13 protein-coding genes are annotated in these 15,990 nt (G+C 73.4%); 3 read left to right on the top strand and 10 right to left on the bottom strand.

Going from position 1 to position 15,990, the window contains the following annotated elements:
- Positions 1 to 47: 47 nt before the first annotated feature.
- A complete protein-coding gene (locus tag AB0M28_RS12395) occupies positions 48 to 1,073 on the bottom strand; it encodes a sugar-binding domain-containing protein (RefSeq protein WP_365402036.1) in 1,026 nt (341 codons plus the stop codon).
- Between the two features lie 153 nt (positions 1,074 to 1,226).
- Positions 1,227 to 1,910, bottom strand: a complete 684-nt coding sequence (gene rpe / locus AB0M28_RS12390; protein ID WP_365402033.1) for a ribulose-phosphate 3-epimerase — start codon at positions 1,908 to 1,910, stop codon at positions 1,227 to 1,229.
- Between the two features lie 303 nt (positions 1,911 to 2,213).
- On the opposite strand from rpe, the gene AB0M28_RS12385 reads away from it, so the two are divergent.
- Positions 2,214 to 4,412 carry an MMPL family transporter gene (locus AB0M28_RS12385; RefSeq protein ID WP_365402030.1) on the top strand — a complete coding sequence of 733 codons (2,199 nt, stop codon included), beginning with the start codon at positions 2,214 to 2,216 and terminating at the stop codon, positions 4,410 to 4,412.
- A gap of 141 nt (positions 4,413 to 4,553) precedes the next feature.
- Here AB0M28_RS12385 and AB0M28_RS12380 read toward each other — a convergent pair whose 3' ends face one another.
- Both AB0M28_RS12380 and fmt read right to left on the bottom strand, forming a co-directional pair.
- Entirely contained in the window at positions 4,554 to 5,957 is a 1,404-nt protein-coding gene (locus AB0M28_RS12380; protein WP_365402027.1) for a transcription antitermination factor NusB, read from the bottom strand.
- 87 nt (positions 5,958 to 6,044) lie between these two features.
- Complete coding sequence (gene fmt, locus AB0M28_RS12375; protein WP_365402024.1) at positions 6,045 to 6,977, bottom strand: methionyl-tRNA formyltransferase; 933 nt, start codon at positions 6,975 to 6,977, stop codon at positions 6,045 to 6,047.
- A gap of 232 nt (positions 6,978 to 7,209) precedes the next feature.
- Between fmt and AB0M28_RS12370 the strand changes: the two genes are divergently transcribed.
- Complete coding sequence (locus AB0M28_RS12370) at positions 7,210 to 7,839, top strand: hypothetical protein (RefSeq protein ID WP_365402021.1); 630 nt, start codon at positions 7,210 to 7,212, stop codon at positions 7,837 to 7,839.
- A gap of 79 nt (positions 7,840 to 7,918) precedes the next feature.
- On the opposite strand, the gene AB0M28_RS12365 is transcribed toward AB0M28_RS12370, so the two are convergent.
- Positions 7,919 to 10,069 carry a primosomal protein N' gene (locus AB0M28_RS12365; protein WP_365402018.1) on the bottom strand — a complete coding sequence of 717 codons (2,151 nt, stop codon included), beginning with the start codon at positions 10,067 to 10,069 and terminating at the stop codon, positions 7,919 to 7,921.
- A 116-nt stretch (positions 10,070 to 10,185) separates the two neighbouring features.
- Here AB0M28_RS12365 and AB0M28_RS12360 point away from each other — a divergent pair, with 116 nt between their 5' ends.
- Positions 10,186 to 11,511: a hypothetical protein gene (locus AB0M28_RS12360; protein WP_365402015.1), complete on the top strand. Its 1,326-nt coding sequence runs from the start codon at positions 10,186 to 10,188 to the stop codon at positions 11,509 to 11,511.
- Positions 11,512 to 11,721: 210 nt separating this feature from the next.
- Here the strand turns inward: AB0M28_RS12360 and metK are convergent, their stop codons facing one another.
- From metK to AB0M28_RS12335, 5 genes are all read right to left on the bottom strand, one after another.
- Positions 11,722 to 12,945 (bottom strand): methionine adenosyltransferase, encoded by a 1,224-nt coding sequence (gene metK / locus AB0M28_RS12355; protein ID WP_365402012.1) that lies wholly within the window; start codon positions 12,943 to 12,945, stop codon positions 11,722 to 11,724.
- Positions 12,946 to 13,225: 280 nt separating this feature from the next.
- A complete protein-coding gene (gene coaBC / locus AB0M28_RS12350; RefSeq protein ID WP_365402009.1) occupies positions 13,226 to 14,434 on the bottom strand; it encodes a bifunctional phosphopantothenoylcysteine decarboxylase/phosphopantothenate--cysteine ligase CoaBC in 1,209 nt (402 codons plus the stop codon).
- A gap of 169 nt (positions 14,435 to 14,603) precedes the next feature.
- On the bottom strand, positions 14,604 to 14,876 hold the full coding sequence (rpoZ, locus tag AB0M28_RS12345; protein WP_365402006.1) for a DNA-directed RNA polymerase subunit omega: 273 nt from the start codon (positions 14,874 to 14,876) through the stop codon (positions 14,604 to 14,606).
- 33 nt (positions 14,877 to 14,909) lie between these two features.
- Positions 14,910 to 15,467 carry a guanylate kinase gene (gmk, locus tag AB0M28_RS12340; RefSeq protein ID WP_365402003.1) on the bottom strand — a complete coding sequence of 186 codons (558 nt, stop codon included), beginning with the start codon at positions 15,465 to 15,467 and terminating at the stop codon, positions 14,910 to 14,912.
- A gap of 38 nt (positions 15,468 to 15,505) precedes the next feature.
- On the bottom strand, positions 15,506 to 15,829 hold the full coding sequence (locus AB0M28_RS12335; RefSeq protein ID WP_365402000.1) for an integration host factor: 324 nt from the start codon (positions 15,827 to 15,829) through the stop codon (positions 15,506 to 15,508).
- Between the last annotated feature and the right edge of the window lie 161 nt (positions 15,830 to 15,990).

Genomic DNA, 15,990 nt, shown 5'->3' with positions numbered 1-15,990 from the left:
CCGGCCATCGGCGCTGTCGCGCCGCCGGCGCCGGTCACGCGCGGGGATCAGAGGTCGTCGGGGTCCGCCCGCTCGAGCGCCGGCCGCAGCGGCGGGCGCGACTCGTGGAGCAGGTAGTCCGCGACCGCCGTGTCCGTGACGAGGCTCGTGACGAGCCCCGACCGCAGCACGGCGCCGATGGCCGCCGCCTTGCGCAGCCCGCCGGCGATGGCGACGACCTCCGGGATACGCCGCAGCCGGTCGGCCTCGACCGTGATGCACCGCTCGCCCAGGTCGCGGCCGACGCGCCGGCCCGCGTCGTCGAAGAGGTGCGCGGACATCTCCGCGGCGGCGCCGAGCGAGGCGTACTGCTCGCGCTCCTCTTCACTCAGCATGTCGTAGACCGTCGAGATGCCAGGCGCCCAGGAGCCGATGGACACCGCGGCGACGGTGACCTTGTCGAAGTACTCGAAGGCCCGCGCGACCCCGGTCTGGCTGCGCAGCGCGTTGGCCGTCGCGGCGTCGGGCAGCAGCATCGGGGCGTAGATCGGGTGCGCCTCGCCGCCCGCGACGTCGGCGGCGCGGCGGACCGCCTCGACCGAGCCGCGCTCCGCGGTGCCGGCGTCGTACACGCCGGTGAGCTGGACGACCGTACAGGGCGGGAGGTGGCGCAGCGCGGCCGCCATGTTGATCGTGGACCGGCCCCAGGCCAGGCCGAGGACGTCGCCCTCCGCCACGAGCTCGCCGAGCAGGTCCGCGGCCACCTCGCCGAGGTTCTCCGGGTCCGGGTGGTCCTCGCCGCCCGACGGCGAGTCCGCGGGGGACTCGACGACGACCGCGTGCCGCAGTCCGTAGCGGGCGCGCAGCGCGTCGGAGCGCTCCGCGTCGAGTTCGGCGGGCACCCGGATCTCGATCCGCACGAGATCACGCTCGAGTGCGGTCTCCAGGACCCGCGCCACCTTGAAGCGGCTGACGCCGAACTCCTCGGCGATCTGGATCTTCGACTTGCCCTCGAGGTAGAAGCGGCGTGCCATCGCCGCCGCCTGCACCAGCTCCGCCGGCCCCATCCGCGCAGTTGTCCGGCCCGTAGACACCGCGATCTCCTTACCTTTGCCAGGTGTCGCGCGTCGCCGCGCGGCACGTGCTGTTCATCCTGTCAGAACCAGGGCGTCTCGTTCAGCCCCTGGCCTCGGCTCCTGCGTGAAGGGCAGGCGAACTGTGGGTCACAGGACCGCACATCGCCCTCCTCAGTGCCCGCAGGACCAGGACGCCGACCGGGTGGCGGCCGCCGCCTTGTCCCGCAGGGCCCGCACCGCGTGCGCCGGGTCCGCGGCGCCGTACACGGCCGAACCCGCGACGAAGACGTCCGCCCCGGCGTCCGCGCAGCGCTCGATGGTGGACTCCGAGACGCCGCCGTCCACCTGCAGCCACATCTCGAGGCCGTGCTTGGAGATCATCTCCCGGGTACGGCGGATCTTGGGCAGCATGATGTCCAGGAACGCCTGGCCGCCGAAGCCGGGCTCCACGGTCATGATGAGGACCATGTCGAGCTCGGGGAGCAGGTCCTCGTACGGCTCGATGGGAGTCGCGGGCTTCAGCGCCATGGACGCGCGGGCGCCCTTCGCGCGGATCTCGCGGGCCAGGCGTACGGGGGCGGCGGCGGCCTCCACATGGAAGGTGACCGAGCCGGCGCCCGCCTCGACGTAGGCCGGGGCCCAGCGGTCCGGGTTGTCGATCATGAGGTGGCAGTCCATCGGGATGTCCGAGGCCCTGCCCAGCGCCTCCACGACGGGGACGCCGAGGGTCAGGTTCGGGACGAAGTGGTTGTCCATCACGTCCACGTGGAGCCAGTCGGCGCCCTCGACCGCCCGCGCCTCGTCGGCGAGCCTGGCGAAGTCTGCGGACAGAATGCTGGGATTGATCTGCGGCATGTACGGACAACCTTGATCGCTGAGGGGGACGGCTGCGTCCGAGCCTACAGCTCAGATGAGCGCCCCGACGCCCGGGTGCCCCCCGGCTTCCGCGCCCCGGCCCCCTGGCCGGTGCGGGGTCCGCACCCCTGTCCCACCCGGCCTTCACCGGGGCAGGCACTCGAAAGCCGCAGGTCACCGGTCGGCCCGCCGCCGCACGGTTTACATGTATGCGCCACCCGCTAAGCGAGGTGCTGCGCTTTGTCAGTGGCCCGTGCCATGCTGACGGGCGTTCGTCAATCAGCGACAGGCCGAGGGGGCGCCATGTCGGACGTGCAACAAAAGCCACAACCGCAGAGCGGAGGCACACGCAGGGGCGTGGCCTGGCTGGTCTGCGGCCGCTGGACGAAATGGGTCGTCCTCGGGCTGTGGGTGGTCGCGCTGGGCGCGCTGGGCCCGCTCTCGATGAAGCTCGCGGACGCCCAGGACAACCAGACGGTGAACTGGCTGCCCAAGTCCGCGGAATCCACTCAAGTGCTCCGCGAGTCCGAGGACTTCCGCCCGGAGCAGATGCCGACGGTCATCGTCTACGAACGCGCGTCCGGCCTCACGGACGCGGACCGCGCGCGTATCGACGAGGACGTGGCACAGCTGCGCGCGCTGACGGACCACGGCCTGCGCGGAGCCGAGACGACGGACCCGCAGTACGAGGAGCGCAACTCCCCGGCCCGCGCCGCACAGGTCCTCATCCCGCTGACGGTGGGGTCGGACGCCTGGGAGCGCGTGGTTCCCGCGGTGGACGACATCCGCGAGGCGGTCGGGGACGGCGGGAACGGGCTGGACGTCTACATCACGGGTCCCGGCGGCGCGAACGCCGACTTCGCCGAGGGCTTCGAGGGCATCGACTCCACCCTGCTGATGGCCGCGGCCTCGGTCGTGGTGATCGCGCTGCTGGTGACGTACCGCAGCCCGACGCTGCTGTTCGTCCCGCTGATCTCCGTGATCGCGGCGCTCACCACCGCACAGGCACTGGTGTATCTGCTGGCCGAGCACGCCGGCCTCACGGTCAACGGGCAGAGTGCGGGCATCCTCACCGTGCTCGTCTTCGGCGCGGGCACCGACTACGCCCTGCTGCTCGTCGCCCGGTACCGGGAGGAGCTGCGCCGGCACGAGGACCGGCACGAGGCGATGGCCCTGGCGCTGCACCGCGCCGGTCCGGCCGTACTGGCCAGCGGAGCGACGGTGATCGCGGCGATGCTGGTGCTGATGTTCGCCGAGCTGAGCTCCACCGCGGGCCTCGGGCCCGTGCTGGCGATCGGCGTCGGTGTGGCACTGCTCGCGCTGCTCACGCTGTTCCCGGCGCTGCTGGTGATCGTCGGCCGGTGGATCTTCTGGCCGGCGCGGCCGCACTTCGGCTCCGCGGAGCCCACGGAGACCGGCGTGTGGGCGCGTACGGGCGGCCGGATCGCCCGTCGCCCGCGGACGGTGTGGGTGGCCGGGGCCGTGGCGCTGGCGGCGCTCTCCATGGGCCTGATGCAGCTGAAGGCGGCGGGGCTGAGCTACGAGGACTCCTTCACCGGACGCCCCGACTCGATCGTCGGCGGCGAGGTGCAGGCGCGGTACTTCCCGGCGGGCGGCGGCGACCCGCTGGTGATCATGGCCAACGCGGACCAGGCCGACCAGGTCAAGGAGACCGTGTCCGCCACGCCGGGCATCGCCGACGTACCGATCACGACGCCACCCGGCGTCGACGCCGAACGCGACGGCCGCGTCTACCTCGAGGCGATCCTCGACGACAACCCCAGCAGTTCGGACGCCAAGGACACCGTCCACCGGGTGCGTGACGCGCTCGCGGACCAGGCGCCGGACGCGGACGCGATCGTCGGCGGCACCACGGCGGCCATCGTCGACATGGACACGGCCGTGGAACGGGACGACAAGCTCATCATCCCGCTGGTGCTGATCGCCGTGTTCATCATCCTGGTGCTCCTGCTGCGGGCCGTGCTGGCGCCGCTGCTGCTGATGGGCACGGTCATCCTGTCGTTCGCGGCGGCGCTGGGCATCAGCGCGCTGTTCTTCCGGCACGTGTTCGACTTCGCCGGGGAGGATACGGCGTTCCCGCTGCTGGTCTTCGTGTTCCTGGTGGCGCTGGGCATCGACTACAACATCTTCCTGGCCACCCGGATCAAGGAGGAGGCGCAGCGGCGCGGCACCCGGCAGGGCGCGCTCACGGCCCTGGCGGCCACCGGCGGTGTGATCACGTCGGCGGGTCTTGTGCTGGCGGGCACGTTCGCGGTCTTCGGCACGCTGCCGATGGTGGCGTTCGCGGAGATCGGCTTCGCGGTGGCGGTGGGCGTGCTCATCGACACCTTCATCGTCCGGTCGATGCTGGTGACGGCGCTGGTCCTGGACATCGGCCAGCGCGTCTGGTGGCCCAACGCGCTGGCCCGGCGCCCGGAGGACGACGAGCCGCCGGCCGAGCCGGCCGAGGCCCGCCGGACGGAAGGGGCGGAGACGCACTGACGAGGGCGGTCCGGGGCGGCGGTGGCGCGGACGACCGGGTCTGCCGCCGCCCCGGCCGGCCTCCGGCCCGGCCCACGGGGCGGGCCTCCGGCTCGGGCACCCCTCGGAGTTCCGGCTCAGCCCACCCGTCGGAGTTCCGGCTCAGCCCACCCGTCGGATCAGCGCCAGATACATCGCGTCCGTGCCGTGCAGGTGCGGCCACAGCTGGACGTCGGGGCCGTCCCCGAGGCCGGGCACGCCCGGCATCAGCGGCCGGGCGTCGATGAGTTCACCGGACGCGTCCTTCAGCGCGTCGTCCACCACGGCGCGGGTCTCCGCCAGATGCGGGGAGCAGGTCGCGTACCCCACGACTCCCCCGACCCGGACCGCCCGCAGCGCCTCCCGCAGCAGCGCGCGCTGCAGCGGCGCGAAGCCGTCCAGGTCCTCCGGACGGCGCCGCCAGCGCGCCTCGGGGCGACGGCGCAGCGCGCCCAGCCCGGTGCACGGCACGTCGACCAGCACCCGGTCGAAGACGCCCTCCCGCCACGCGGGCCGGGTGCCGTCGGCGGTGATCACCTGGTACGGGCCGGGGTTGCCGGCCAGCGCACGGGCGACCAGCCGCGCCCGGTGCGGCTGCTTCTCGGAGGCGACCAGCGCCGCCCCCCGCTCCGCCGCCAGCGCGCCCAGCAGCGCCGCCTTGCCGCCCGGTCCCGCGCAGCCGTCCAGCCACAGCCGGTCGGGGCCCTCGACGGGCGCGTTCGCCAGCGCGACGGCGACGAGCTGGCTGCCCTCGTCCTGCACCCCGGCCCGGCCCTCGGCGACCGCCGGGACCGCCCCCGGCTCACCGCCCTCGGCCAGCCGCACGGCGTACGGCGACCAGCGCCCCGGCAGCGTGTCGGGCGTCGTCAGCTCCTCCGTCGTGGACCGTCCGGGGCGGGCGACGAGCGTGACCTCGGGCCGCTCGTTGTCGGCCTCCAGCAGGTCCTCGATCCCGGCCCGGCCGCCGCCCAGCGCGTCCCAGAGCGCCGAGACGATCCAGCGGGGATGCGAGTGCACGACGGCCAGATGGTCCTCGGGATCGTCCTCGTAGGGCGGCGCGACGGCCGCCAGCCACTCGTCGAGATCCTTCGCCGCGATCTTCCGCAGCACGGCGTTGACGAACTTCGCCCGCCCGTCGCCCAGCACGACCCGTGCCAGCTCCACGGTCGCGGAGACGGCCGCGTGGCTGGGGATCCGCGTGCCGAGCAACTGGTGCGCGCCCAGGCTCAGCACGTCCAGCACGGGCGGATCCACCTCCCGCAGCGGCCGGTCGACGCACTCCGCGATGATCCGGTCGTACGTCCCCTGCCGCCGCAGCGTCCCGTACACCAGCTCGGTCGCCAGGGCCGCGTCCCGCGCGTCGAACGACTCACTCTCGCGCGCCTTGCGCAGCAGCGGCGGCAGCACGAGGTTGGCGTAGGCGTCCCGCTCGTCCACCGCACGCAGCGCGTCGAAGGCGAGAACTCGGACGGGATCCTTCTTCGGCCGCCGGTAGGGCTTGGCAGGGCGACGGGGACGGTCACTCACAGGAAAGGTGCTCCGGGGGAAGAATTGACGCGACGCGTTCAGCCTACGTCGTACGGAGAGCGGGGACCTGTCCGCGGGCCCACCGACTCAGCCCCCCAGCCGCTCCGCCGCCGCGATCCGCACCCCGCGTGCCCAGTCCGCGGCCTTCATCGGCTTCTTGCCCTGGGCCTGGACCCACAGCAGCTCCACCGCGTGCGAGCCCGTGCCCGCGTGCACCGCGTTCTTCGAGACGGCCAGCTCCCCGGGCGTCAGGTCCGTACGGTCCGCGGCCGGGGCGACCGACATGACCTTCAGGCGCTCGCCGCGGAAGACCGTCCACGCGCCCGGCGCCGGGGCGCAGCCGCGGACCACGCGGTCGACGCGCATCGCGGGCGCCGCCCAGTCCAGCTCCGCGTCCTCGACGTTGATCTTCGGCGCCAGGGAGACCCCGTCCGCCGGCTGGGGCTGCGGGTACAGGGCTTCGTCCTCGATGCCGTCCATCGTCGCCGAGAGGAGGCCCGCGCCCGCGAACGCCAGCCGGGTGAGCAGGTCACCGCTGGTGTCCGTCGGCCGCACCGCCTCGGTGACGACCCCGAACACCGGCCCGGAGTCCAGCCCTTCGTCGATACGGAACGTCGTCGCACCGGTCATCTCGTCACCCGCCAGGATGGCGTGCTGCACGGGCGCTGCGCCCCGCCAGGCCGGCAGGAGCGAGAAGTGCAGGTTCACCCATCCGTGGCGGGGGATGTCGAGCGCCGACTTCGGCAGCAGTGCGCCGTACGCCACCACCGGGCAGCAGTCCGGGTCGATCTCGCGCAGCCGCGCCTGGAAGTCCCCGTCGCGCGGGTGGCGGGGTTTGAGGACCTCGATGCCCGCCTCCTCCGCCCGCTCGGCGACCGGGCTCGCCACCAGGTGCCGCCCGCGCCCGGCCGGCGCGTCCGGCCTGGTCACGACGGCCACCACCTCATGCCGCTGCGAGGCGATCAGGGCGTCCAGGGAGGGAACGGCGACCTCGGGCGTACCGGCGAAGACGAGCCTCATGTCGGGCAGGTGACCTCTCGTGCAGCGGGCTGGAACGGGCAACAGTCTAGGGGGCGGGAAGGGGCGTACGCGGAGGGGAGCGCGCTGGGGCGTCCCGTCCGCACGCCCCCGTAGCGTGACTGTGTGAAGGCTGTGGCGTTGCTCAAGTGAGATTGACGGAAACGGGCCCCTCATTCGGCAGATCGTTGACCCGGGCGGCCCGGACACTTGACGCCGTTCGAGAGGCTCCTTCATGGCCGACCACGCAACCCACGACGCCCAGGCACGGGCCAGCCTGCAGGTCCTGGTGCGGGATATCGAGCGGGTCCGCCGGCAGGTGGATGCGCTGCGCACCCTGACCGCCCAGCTCGGCAATGTCTACCGCCCGCGGCGGACGGGCTCGTCCGCGGGATTCGTCGTCTACGGACGCGCGCCCGCGCCCACGGTGCGGCTCGCCCAGGAACTGCGCGACAGCGTGGAGACCCTGGTGACGGCCGCCGTGGACTTCGACCGCTCGCTGGGCTTCTCCTGGGACGCGGTGGGATCCGCGCTCGGGGTGACCAAGCAGGCGGTGCACCGCCGTTACGGTGCGCGGCGGGCGGCCGCGCAGCAGGCGGCGGGCACCGAGGGCGCCGCGGCGCGGACGCTGCCGGTGGTGCCGGCGGCCCGGCCGGCGCCGGGTCCGATGGCGCCGGGTTCCATGGCGCCGGGTTCGATGGCTCCCAGTCCGCTGGGTGCCGGGATCGCGCCCGCGAGCGGGATGCCGGCGGTTCCGCCGGTGCTGCCGGGACGGGAGCCGGTGATGCCGGGACGGGAGCCGCTGCTGCCGGGACGGGAGACCGGGGCAGGGGTCCGCGGGGAAGCCCTGTCCGCGCACTCCTGATCCCAGCCGGTACGGGTGTGGTGGGGGCTCAGCCCCCACACCCCCCGCTGGGGCTCACCACCCAGCAGACCCTTGTCCGTTACCCGATGTCCCCCGGATCCACCCGCACCCGAACCCCCACCGCCTCCCGCCGCGCCATCCGCGCCGCCTGGGCGGACTTGAGGGCCGCGGCCAGCGCCGCGCCCGTGCCGGGACGGACCCGGAGCAGGACGCGCTCCCACGGATCGTCGCCCTCCGCGAGCGGCGGAGGATCGCCGGGGCGGCGCGGACGGCCCCGTTCGGCCGCGGGCAGCGGGACGGGCCCGAGTACGTCGGTGCCTTCGGGCAGTTCGGCGGTCAGCAGGAACTCCGTCACGGCCTGGGACGGCCCCGACACCGACGCCATCCGCGACACCGGCGGGAAGCCGAGTTCGGCGCGCTCCGCCAGCTCCCGCGCCGCGAACCCGGCCGGATCCCAGCGCACCAGCGCCTGCACCGGCCGCAGCCCCGCGTCGGCGATGACGGCGACCGTGCCGCCCTGCTCCTGCGGGCGCACCAGCGCCGCCGCGTCCAGCCAGCGGCGCAACGCCTCCTCCCCCGCGTGCAGATCCGGCCGGCCGAGCAGCGCCCAGCCGTCGAGCAGCAGCGCGGCGGCGTAGCCCGCGTCGGCCACCGGCTCGGCCCCGGGCGTGCAGACGACGAGCGCCGGGACGTCCGGGACCCGGTCCAGTACGTGGTCGCGGCCGGAGGTCCGCACCGGTACGGCCGGGAAGGCCCGGCCCAGCTCCTCCGCGGTACGCCGGGCGCCGACGACCTGCGCGCGCAGCCGGGCCCCGCCGCACTCCGGGCAGTGCCAGCCGGCCTCCTCGCGGGCGCACCAGCCGCAGTGCAGCGCCTCCTGGGCGCCGCGGCTCTCCAGCGGGCCCGAGCACTCCCGGCAGCGGGCGGGCGCCCGGCACCGCTCACAGGCCAGCCGGGGCGCGTAGCCCCGGCGCGGCACCTGGACCAGCACCGGTCCGGTCGCCAGCCCCTCACGCACCGTCTGCCAGGCGAGCGACGGAAGACGCGCCGCCCGGGCCGCCGGATCGCGGGCCTCCTCCTTCTCCCCGACCGTACGGACCAGCGGTGCCGCCTCGCGCACCTGCGCGCGGGAGGGGGCCAGCGGCCGGGCCCAGCCGGTCTGCAGCAGCTGGGCGGCGTCCACGGTCATGCTGTGCCCGCCAAGCAGGAAGGCCGTCTTCTCGTGCGCGGCGCGCAGCAGCAGCACCTCGCGGGCGTGCGGCTGCGGGGCGTGCTGCTCGCTGTGGCTGCTGTCGCCGTCGTCCCAGATCGCGACCAGTCCGAGATCGCGCACCGGCGCGAACATGGCGGCCCGGGTACCCACGACCGCCCGCACGCTCCCCCGGCTGACGGCGAGCCAGCGACGGTAGCGCTCCTCGGGGCCGGTCTCCGCGGCCAGCAGCACGTGCCGTCCGGGGCCGAGGAGTTCGCCGAGCGCGGCGTCGACGCGTGCCGCCGCCCGCCCGTCGGGGACGACGAGGAGCACGCCCCGGCCGGCGGCGAGGGTGGCCGCCGCGGCGTACGCCAGCTCCTGCGGCCAGGCGGGGCCGGGCAGGGCGCTCCACACCGCGCGGGGGCCGGCGCCGCGGGCCAGGGCCTGCAGGAAGCCGGGCCCCGTCTCGTACCGCGCCCAGGGGCCGGGGCTCTGCGGCACCGGCGGCGGCGCCAGCTGCGGCGGGCTGGGCTGTGCCTCGACCCGTGCCCGGCGCGGCGGTACGGCGAGCTGGACGACGTCCGCGAGGGAACCGGCGTACCGGTCGGCGACCGCGCGGCAGAGGTGGAGCAGCGCGGGGCTGAGGACCGGCTCGGTGGACAGCACCTGGGCGAGCGGCGCCAGCGGCCCCGCGAAGTCGCTGGCGTCGACGCGCTCGACGATGAACCCGTCGTGCAGTTCGCCGCCCTCGCGCCGCCCCTTCACCACGCGGGCCCCGAACCGCACGCGCACCCGCACGCCGGGCTGCGCCTCCTCGTCCATGGCGGCGGGCACGGCGTAGTCGAAGTACCGGTCGAGGTGGGTGAGCCCCTTGTCCACGAGCACCCGCGCCACGGGCCTCGCCTCGGCCAGCTTCGCGCCCCGCCAGGTCCTCGGCTTGGCCCGCGGCTTCTTGGCCTCCCGCACGGCCTCGCGAATGAGCGCAAGCTGCTCGGCCCCCGCGGGGGAGGTCTCGGGCTCACGGTCTTCGCTGCTCACGTATCCGTTCTACCGGACACCGCCGACAGACCACGCATCCGCCCGGGGCCGAGCCCGCTTGTCAGACCCTGGCGCGATGATGGGTCGTCGACGGCGGCGGGCACCAGGAGGCGGACATGGACGAGATCCGGCAACTCGCGGACCCGGACCGGCGGACCGCCGCCCGGGACGCGCTCGTGGCCATGGGCCCGGTCGCGGTCGGACCGCTCCTGCACGAGCTGCTCGACGAGCGGTCACCGGTGTCCTGGTGGGACCTCGAAGCCGTGCTGCACCGGATCGGGCCCGCGGGGTTCGACGAGGCACGCGGCGCCCTCGCGGGCGCGTCCGGTACGGAGGCACGGCGGAGAGCGGGCAGGGTGTTCAGCGGGTACGGGCCCGTGGACCGGTATCTCGCGGCGGTGTCCGACCCGGCGCCGGTGGTGCGGCTGTGGGCGGTGCGGGGCGTCGCCCGCTCCCTCGACCCCGAGGGTTCCGCCGCCGGGCCGTCGGCGGAGGCCGGCTCCCCGCTCGTCCGGCGGGCGGTCGACGCGCTGCTCCCCCTGCTGGGAGACGCGGATGCCGAGGTCGCGGAGGGCGCGCAGTTCGCGCTGACCCGTCTCGGCCGGGATGCGGTGCCGGCGCTGCGGCGCGCGCGGCTGGAGGGACCGGGGCGCGTACGTGCCCGGGCGCTCACCGCTCTCGCCGAGGCGGGCGGGGAGGAGGCGCTCTCCCCCGCGGACAGGGCCGTGGTCGACCGGCTGATCCGCATCAAGCTGTCGTCCGACGTGCCGGAGCCGCTGGCCGGTTGCTGGCCCTGCTGGATCGCCGTTCCGGGAGGCGACCAGCAGGGGATCAGCGCGCTCCTGGGGCTGACCTCGCCCCGTCCGGCGACGTTCGCCCTGGGCGCCGACGTCGTGGACTGCGACACCCACGACCGGACCGACGAGGGGCCGCGCGCCCTCGGACGCGTCTATCTGACGCCCGAGGTGGACGGCTGGACGCTGGTGCTCGGCGCCTGGTGCGATCCGTGCGACGAGGAGCGGGCCGACGAGGTGCTGGACCTGTGCCTCCGGCTGAGCGAGCGGTACGGGCACGCCCAGGCGTACTACTACGGCGCCCAGGGTGACGGCTCGGCGTGGCTGGTCGCCGAGGGCGGCACGGCCGTGCGGCGGTACAGCGCCACCGGCGAGGCCGGCGACGCGCTTCTCGCGCTCGGGGAGCCGCTGCCGCAGGAGGAGGCGCTCCGGGCGGAGCTCGGGCTGCCTCCGGACGGCGCGGAGAGCGAGGACGAGGCCGACGAATGGCTGTCCGCCGCATTCGGTCTCACCCCGGCGGTCGCGGCCGCCCTGAGCGTGAATCCGCTCTCCCTGGGTCCGCACACTCAGGTCAGGGGCACGGGACTGATAGCCCTGACGCCCTACGGCGTCGAGTACGGGGTGCCGGCGGGCGCGTACCGGATCTGAGGGAGGGGCCGGGCGTCCGAGATCAACCGACGGCGGCGGGGTTTGTCTTCTGCCTTCGGCCACTCGGCCACGACCGGCCCGCCAGGGACCGGCGGCGGGATTCGAACCCGCGAGGGCGTGTCCGCCCGGAAGGAAGTATCCGCAACCTGCGCACCGGACGCCCCGGCCACCCACCAAGGTAGGCGCCGGGGCGTACCGTACGCAGCTGGTTTACAGGCCCGCGGCCCTGCGCAGGGCGTCCACGCGGTCGGTGCGCTCCCACGTGAAGTCGGGCAGCTCGCGCCCGAAGTGCCCGTAGGCCGCCGTCTCGGAGTAGATCGGCCGCAGCAGGTCCAGATCGCGGATGATCGCGGCCGGCCGCAGGTCGAAGACCTCGGAGATGGCCAGCTCGATCTTCTCGACGTCGACGGCCGCCGTGCCGAAGGTCTCGACGAACAGACCCACCGGCTCCGCCTTGCCGATCGCGTACGCGACCTGCACCTCGCAGCGCGAGGCCAGCCCCGCGGCCACGACGTTCTTGGCGACCCAGCGCATCGCGTACGCCGCCGAGCGGTCGACCTTCGACGGGTCCTTGCCGGAGAAGGCGCCGCCGCCGTGCCGGGCCATGCCGCCGTAGGTGTCGATGATGATCTTCCGGCCGGTCAGACCCGCGTCGCCCATCGGGCCGCCGATCTCGAAGCGGCCGGTCGGATTGACCAGCAGCCGGTAGCCCTCGGTGTCCAGCTTGATGCCGTCCTCCACCAGGCTCGCCAGCACCGGCTCCACCACGAACTCGCGGATGTCGGGCGCCAGCAGCGAGTCCAGGTCGATGTCGGACGCGTGCTGCGAGGAGACGACGACGGTGTCCAGGCGGACGGCCTTGTCGCCGTTGTACTCGATGGTGACCTGGGTCTTGCCGTCGGGCCGCAGGTAGGGGATGGTCCCGTTCTTGCGCACCTCGGTGAGGCGCTTGGAGAGCCGGTGCGCGAGGTGGATCGGCAGCGGCATCAGCTCGGGCGTCTCGTCGCAGGCGTAACCGAACATCAGGCCCTGGTCACCGGCGCCCTGCCGGTCCAGCTCGTCCCCGTCTTCCCTTCGGGAGGCACCCTCGACCCGGCTCTCGTACGCCGTGTCGACGCCCTGGGCGATATCCGGGGACTGCGAGCCGATGGACACCGAGACACCGCAGGAGGCGCCGTCGAAGCCCTTCTTCGAGGAGTCGTAGCCGATCTCGAGGATCTTGTTGCGCACGAGGGTCGCGATGTCCGCGTACCCCGACGTGGTGACCTCGCCGGCCACATGGACCTGGCCGGTCGTGATCAGGGTCTCGACGGCGACGCGGGAGGTCGGGTCGTCCTTGAGCAGGGCGTCGAGGATGGCGTCGCTGATCTGGTCAGCGATCTTGTCGGGGTGACCTTCGGTCACGGACTCCGAGGTGAAAAGACGGCGGGACACATCGCTCCCTGGGTTGCAGCGGCTGCTGGCTGAACAAGTTCGGATGCTCTGCCAGACGCGGTAGGGCCGTGGCTGGTTCGTATCCGGATGGAAGTTTATAAGGCGGGCTCGGCGGGTGGACAACCCGTCTCGCCCAGTGGGCCCGGTACCCGGCCCGAACGAACACATGACGTGACGGAGTGTCGCACATCACAACGCAGGGTGACGAACAGGACGGATCATCGCGCTGAACATCCGGTGACGGCTGCCCGAAGACGATCACGTCACCCACCGGAGGCGATCAGGCCAGCCGCTCGCCCACGAGGTCCCACACCGTGTCCGCGAGCGCCTCCTTCGGCCCGTACGGCACGGGGTGCTCGGAACCGTCGGCACCCAGGACCACCGCCTCGTTCTCGGCGGAGCCGAACGCCTTGCGCTCCCCGACCTCGTTGACCACCAGCAGATCGCAGCCCTTGCGGGCGAGCTTCTTGCGGCCGTTGGCGAGGACGTCGTCGGTCTCCGCGGCGAACCCCACGACCAGCTGTCCGGGCCGGGGCCGGTCGGCGGAGATCTCGGCGAGGATGTCGGGGTTGCGGACCAGGGCCACGGGCTCCGGCTCCTTCCCCTCCTCCTTCTTGATCTTGCCGGAGGCGTACGTCGCGGGGCGGAAATCGGCCACCGCGGCGGCCATCACCACGGCGTCCGCGTCCGCGGCGGCCTTCAGCACGGCCTCCCGCAGCTGTACGGCGGTCTGCACCCGCACCACGTCGGCCCCGGCGGGGTCGGGCAGCGCGGTGTTCGCCGCGATCAGCGTGACCTGGGCGCCGCGGGCGACCGCGGTCCGGGCGAGGGCGTATCCCTGCAGGCCGGAGGACCGGTTGCCGAGGTAGCGGACGGGGTCGAGGGGCTCGCGGGTGCCGCCGGCGCTGACCACGAGACGGCGGCCGGCGAGGTCCGGCCCGGAGCGCTCCGGGCCACGCGCGAGCACACGCCGGCACACCTCGAAGATCTCGTCCGGTTCGGGCAGCCGGCCCTTGCCGGTGTCCACGCCGGTGAGGCGGCCGACGGCCGGCTCGATGACGATCGCGCCGCGGCCGCGCAGGGTGGCCACGTTGGCCTGGGTGGCCGGGTGCTCCCACATCTCGGTGTGCATCGCCGGGGCGAAGACGACCGGGCAGCGAGCGGTCAGCAGCGTGTTGGTCAGCAGGTCGTCCGCGAGGCCGTGCGCGGCCTTGGCCAGCAGGTCGGCGGTCGCGGGCGCCACGACGACGAGGTCCGCGCTCTGGCCGATGCGCACGTGCGGCACCTCGTGGACGTCCGCCCACACCTCGGTCGCGGCGGGCTGTCCGGAGAGGGCGGACCAGGTGGCCTCGCCGACGAAGTGCAGGGCCGACGCCGTCGGGACGACGCGGACCTCGTGGCCGCCCTCCGTCAGACGCCGCAGCAGCTCGCACGCCTTGTACGCCGCGATGCCACCGCTCACACCCAGCACGACCTTGGGTTTCGCCATGTCGTTGCAACCCCGCCTTCACGCTCCGCCGTGTACGGTCCCATCACACATCATGCGCGGGCCCCATGCAGACGGGGGGCCCGGTTCACAGACCCCCGGGAACGCGAAACGGGCCACACCCCGGCGTAAACCGGAGATGCAGCCCGACGCACAGGGGAGCCGGGGGCTCCTACTGGACAGGCGCGTCCGTGGGCTCGGCGGTCAGCAGACCCGCGTTGATCTCCCGCAGGGAGATCGACAGCGGCTTCTCGTGGACGTGCGTGTCGACGAGCGGGCCGACGTACTCCAGCAGGCCCTCGCCGAGCTGCGAGTAGTACGCGTTGATCTGCCGCGCGCGCTTGGCCGCGTAGATCACCAGGCTGTACTTCGAGTCCGTGGCCTCGAGCAGCTCATCGATCGGCGGGTTGATGATGCCCTCGGGCGCGGTCATGGGAGAGGACAACTCTCAGGCCTTCCGCTAAATGAAGAAAACGATCTATGAAACCTTCATCAAGGCTAGCAGCTCGCGCGCCACATCCTCGACGGAGGTATTGACAAGGGTGGTATCGAACTCCGACTCGGCGGCGAGTTCGATCCTGGCGGCCGCCAGCCGGCGCTCGATCACGTCGGGCGCCTCGGTGCCGCGGCCGGTCAGCCGGCGGACGAGTTCGTCCCAGCTCGGCGGGGCGAGGAAGATCAGCTGGGCGTCCGGCATCGACTCACGGACCAGCCGCGCGCCCTGCAGGTCGATCTCCAGCAGGACGGGCTCCCCGGCCTCCAGCCGCTCGTGCACGGCCTTGCGGGGCGTGCCGTAGCGGTTGCCGGAGAACTCGGCCCACTCGAGCAGGTCGCCGTTGGCGATCAGCTTGTCGAACTCCTCGTCGGAGACGAAGAAGTAGTGGACGCCGTTGCGTTCGCCGGGCCGCGGCTTCCGGGTCGTGGCCGAGACGGAGAGCCAGACCTCGGGGTGGACTTTGCGCATATGGGCGACGACCGTGCTCTTGCCGACCCCGGAGGGGCCGGAGAGCACGGTCAGCCGCGGACGTTCTGTCATGCAGCGATTATCCAGGTTCCCGGGGGTGCCCGAGAACGTCAGGACGTGGCGCCGCCGAACTCACGCTCCAGGGATGCGATCTGGTTGGAGCCGAGACCTCGGACGCGCCGGCTCTCGGAGATACCGAGCCGCTCCATGATCTGCTTGGCGCGGACCTTGCCCACGCCGGGAAGGGACTCAAGGAGGGCGGAGACCTTCATCTTGCCGATGACGTCGTTCTCCTGGCCCGACTTGATGACCTCGTGCAGGGAGGCGCCGGAGTGCTTGAGCCGATTCTTGACCTCGGCGCGCTCCCGGCGAGCCGCTGCGGCCTTCTCGAGCGCGGCTGCGCGCTGTTCAGGGGTAAGGGGCGGAAGAGCCACGCCTACGTCACCTCGGATGTCGAACTTGTCGGATATGGGCTGTTTGTTGCTACTTGCTCCCAATCCCCCCGCACCTGCGGGGGAACCGATAACGCGCAGGTACACGCGCTATGCCAACGGAGACTAGCGGCCGAGTTCCCCCGAGTCAGCGAGAACAGACG

Origin of the sequence: Streptomyces sp. NPDC051940, from assembly GCF_040680895.1 — a bacterium.
Taxonomy (GTDB): domain Bacteria; phylum Actinomycetota; class Actinomycetes; order Streptomycetales; family Streptomycetaceae; genus Streptomyces.
This window is presented reverse-complemented; position numbering and strand designations above follow the sequence as displayed.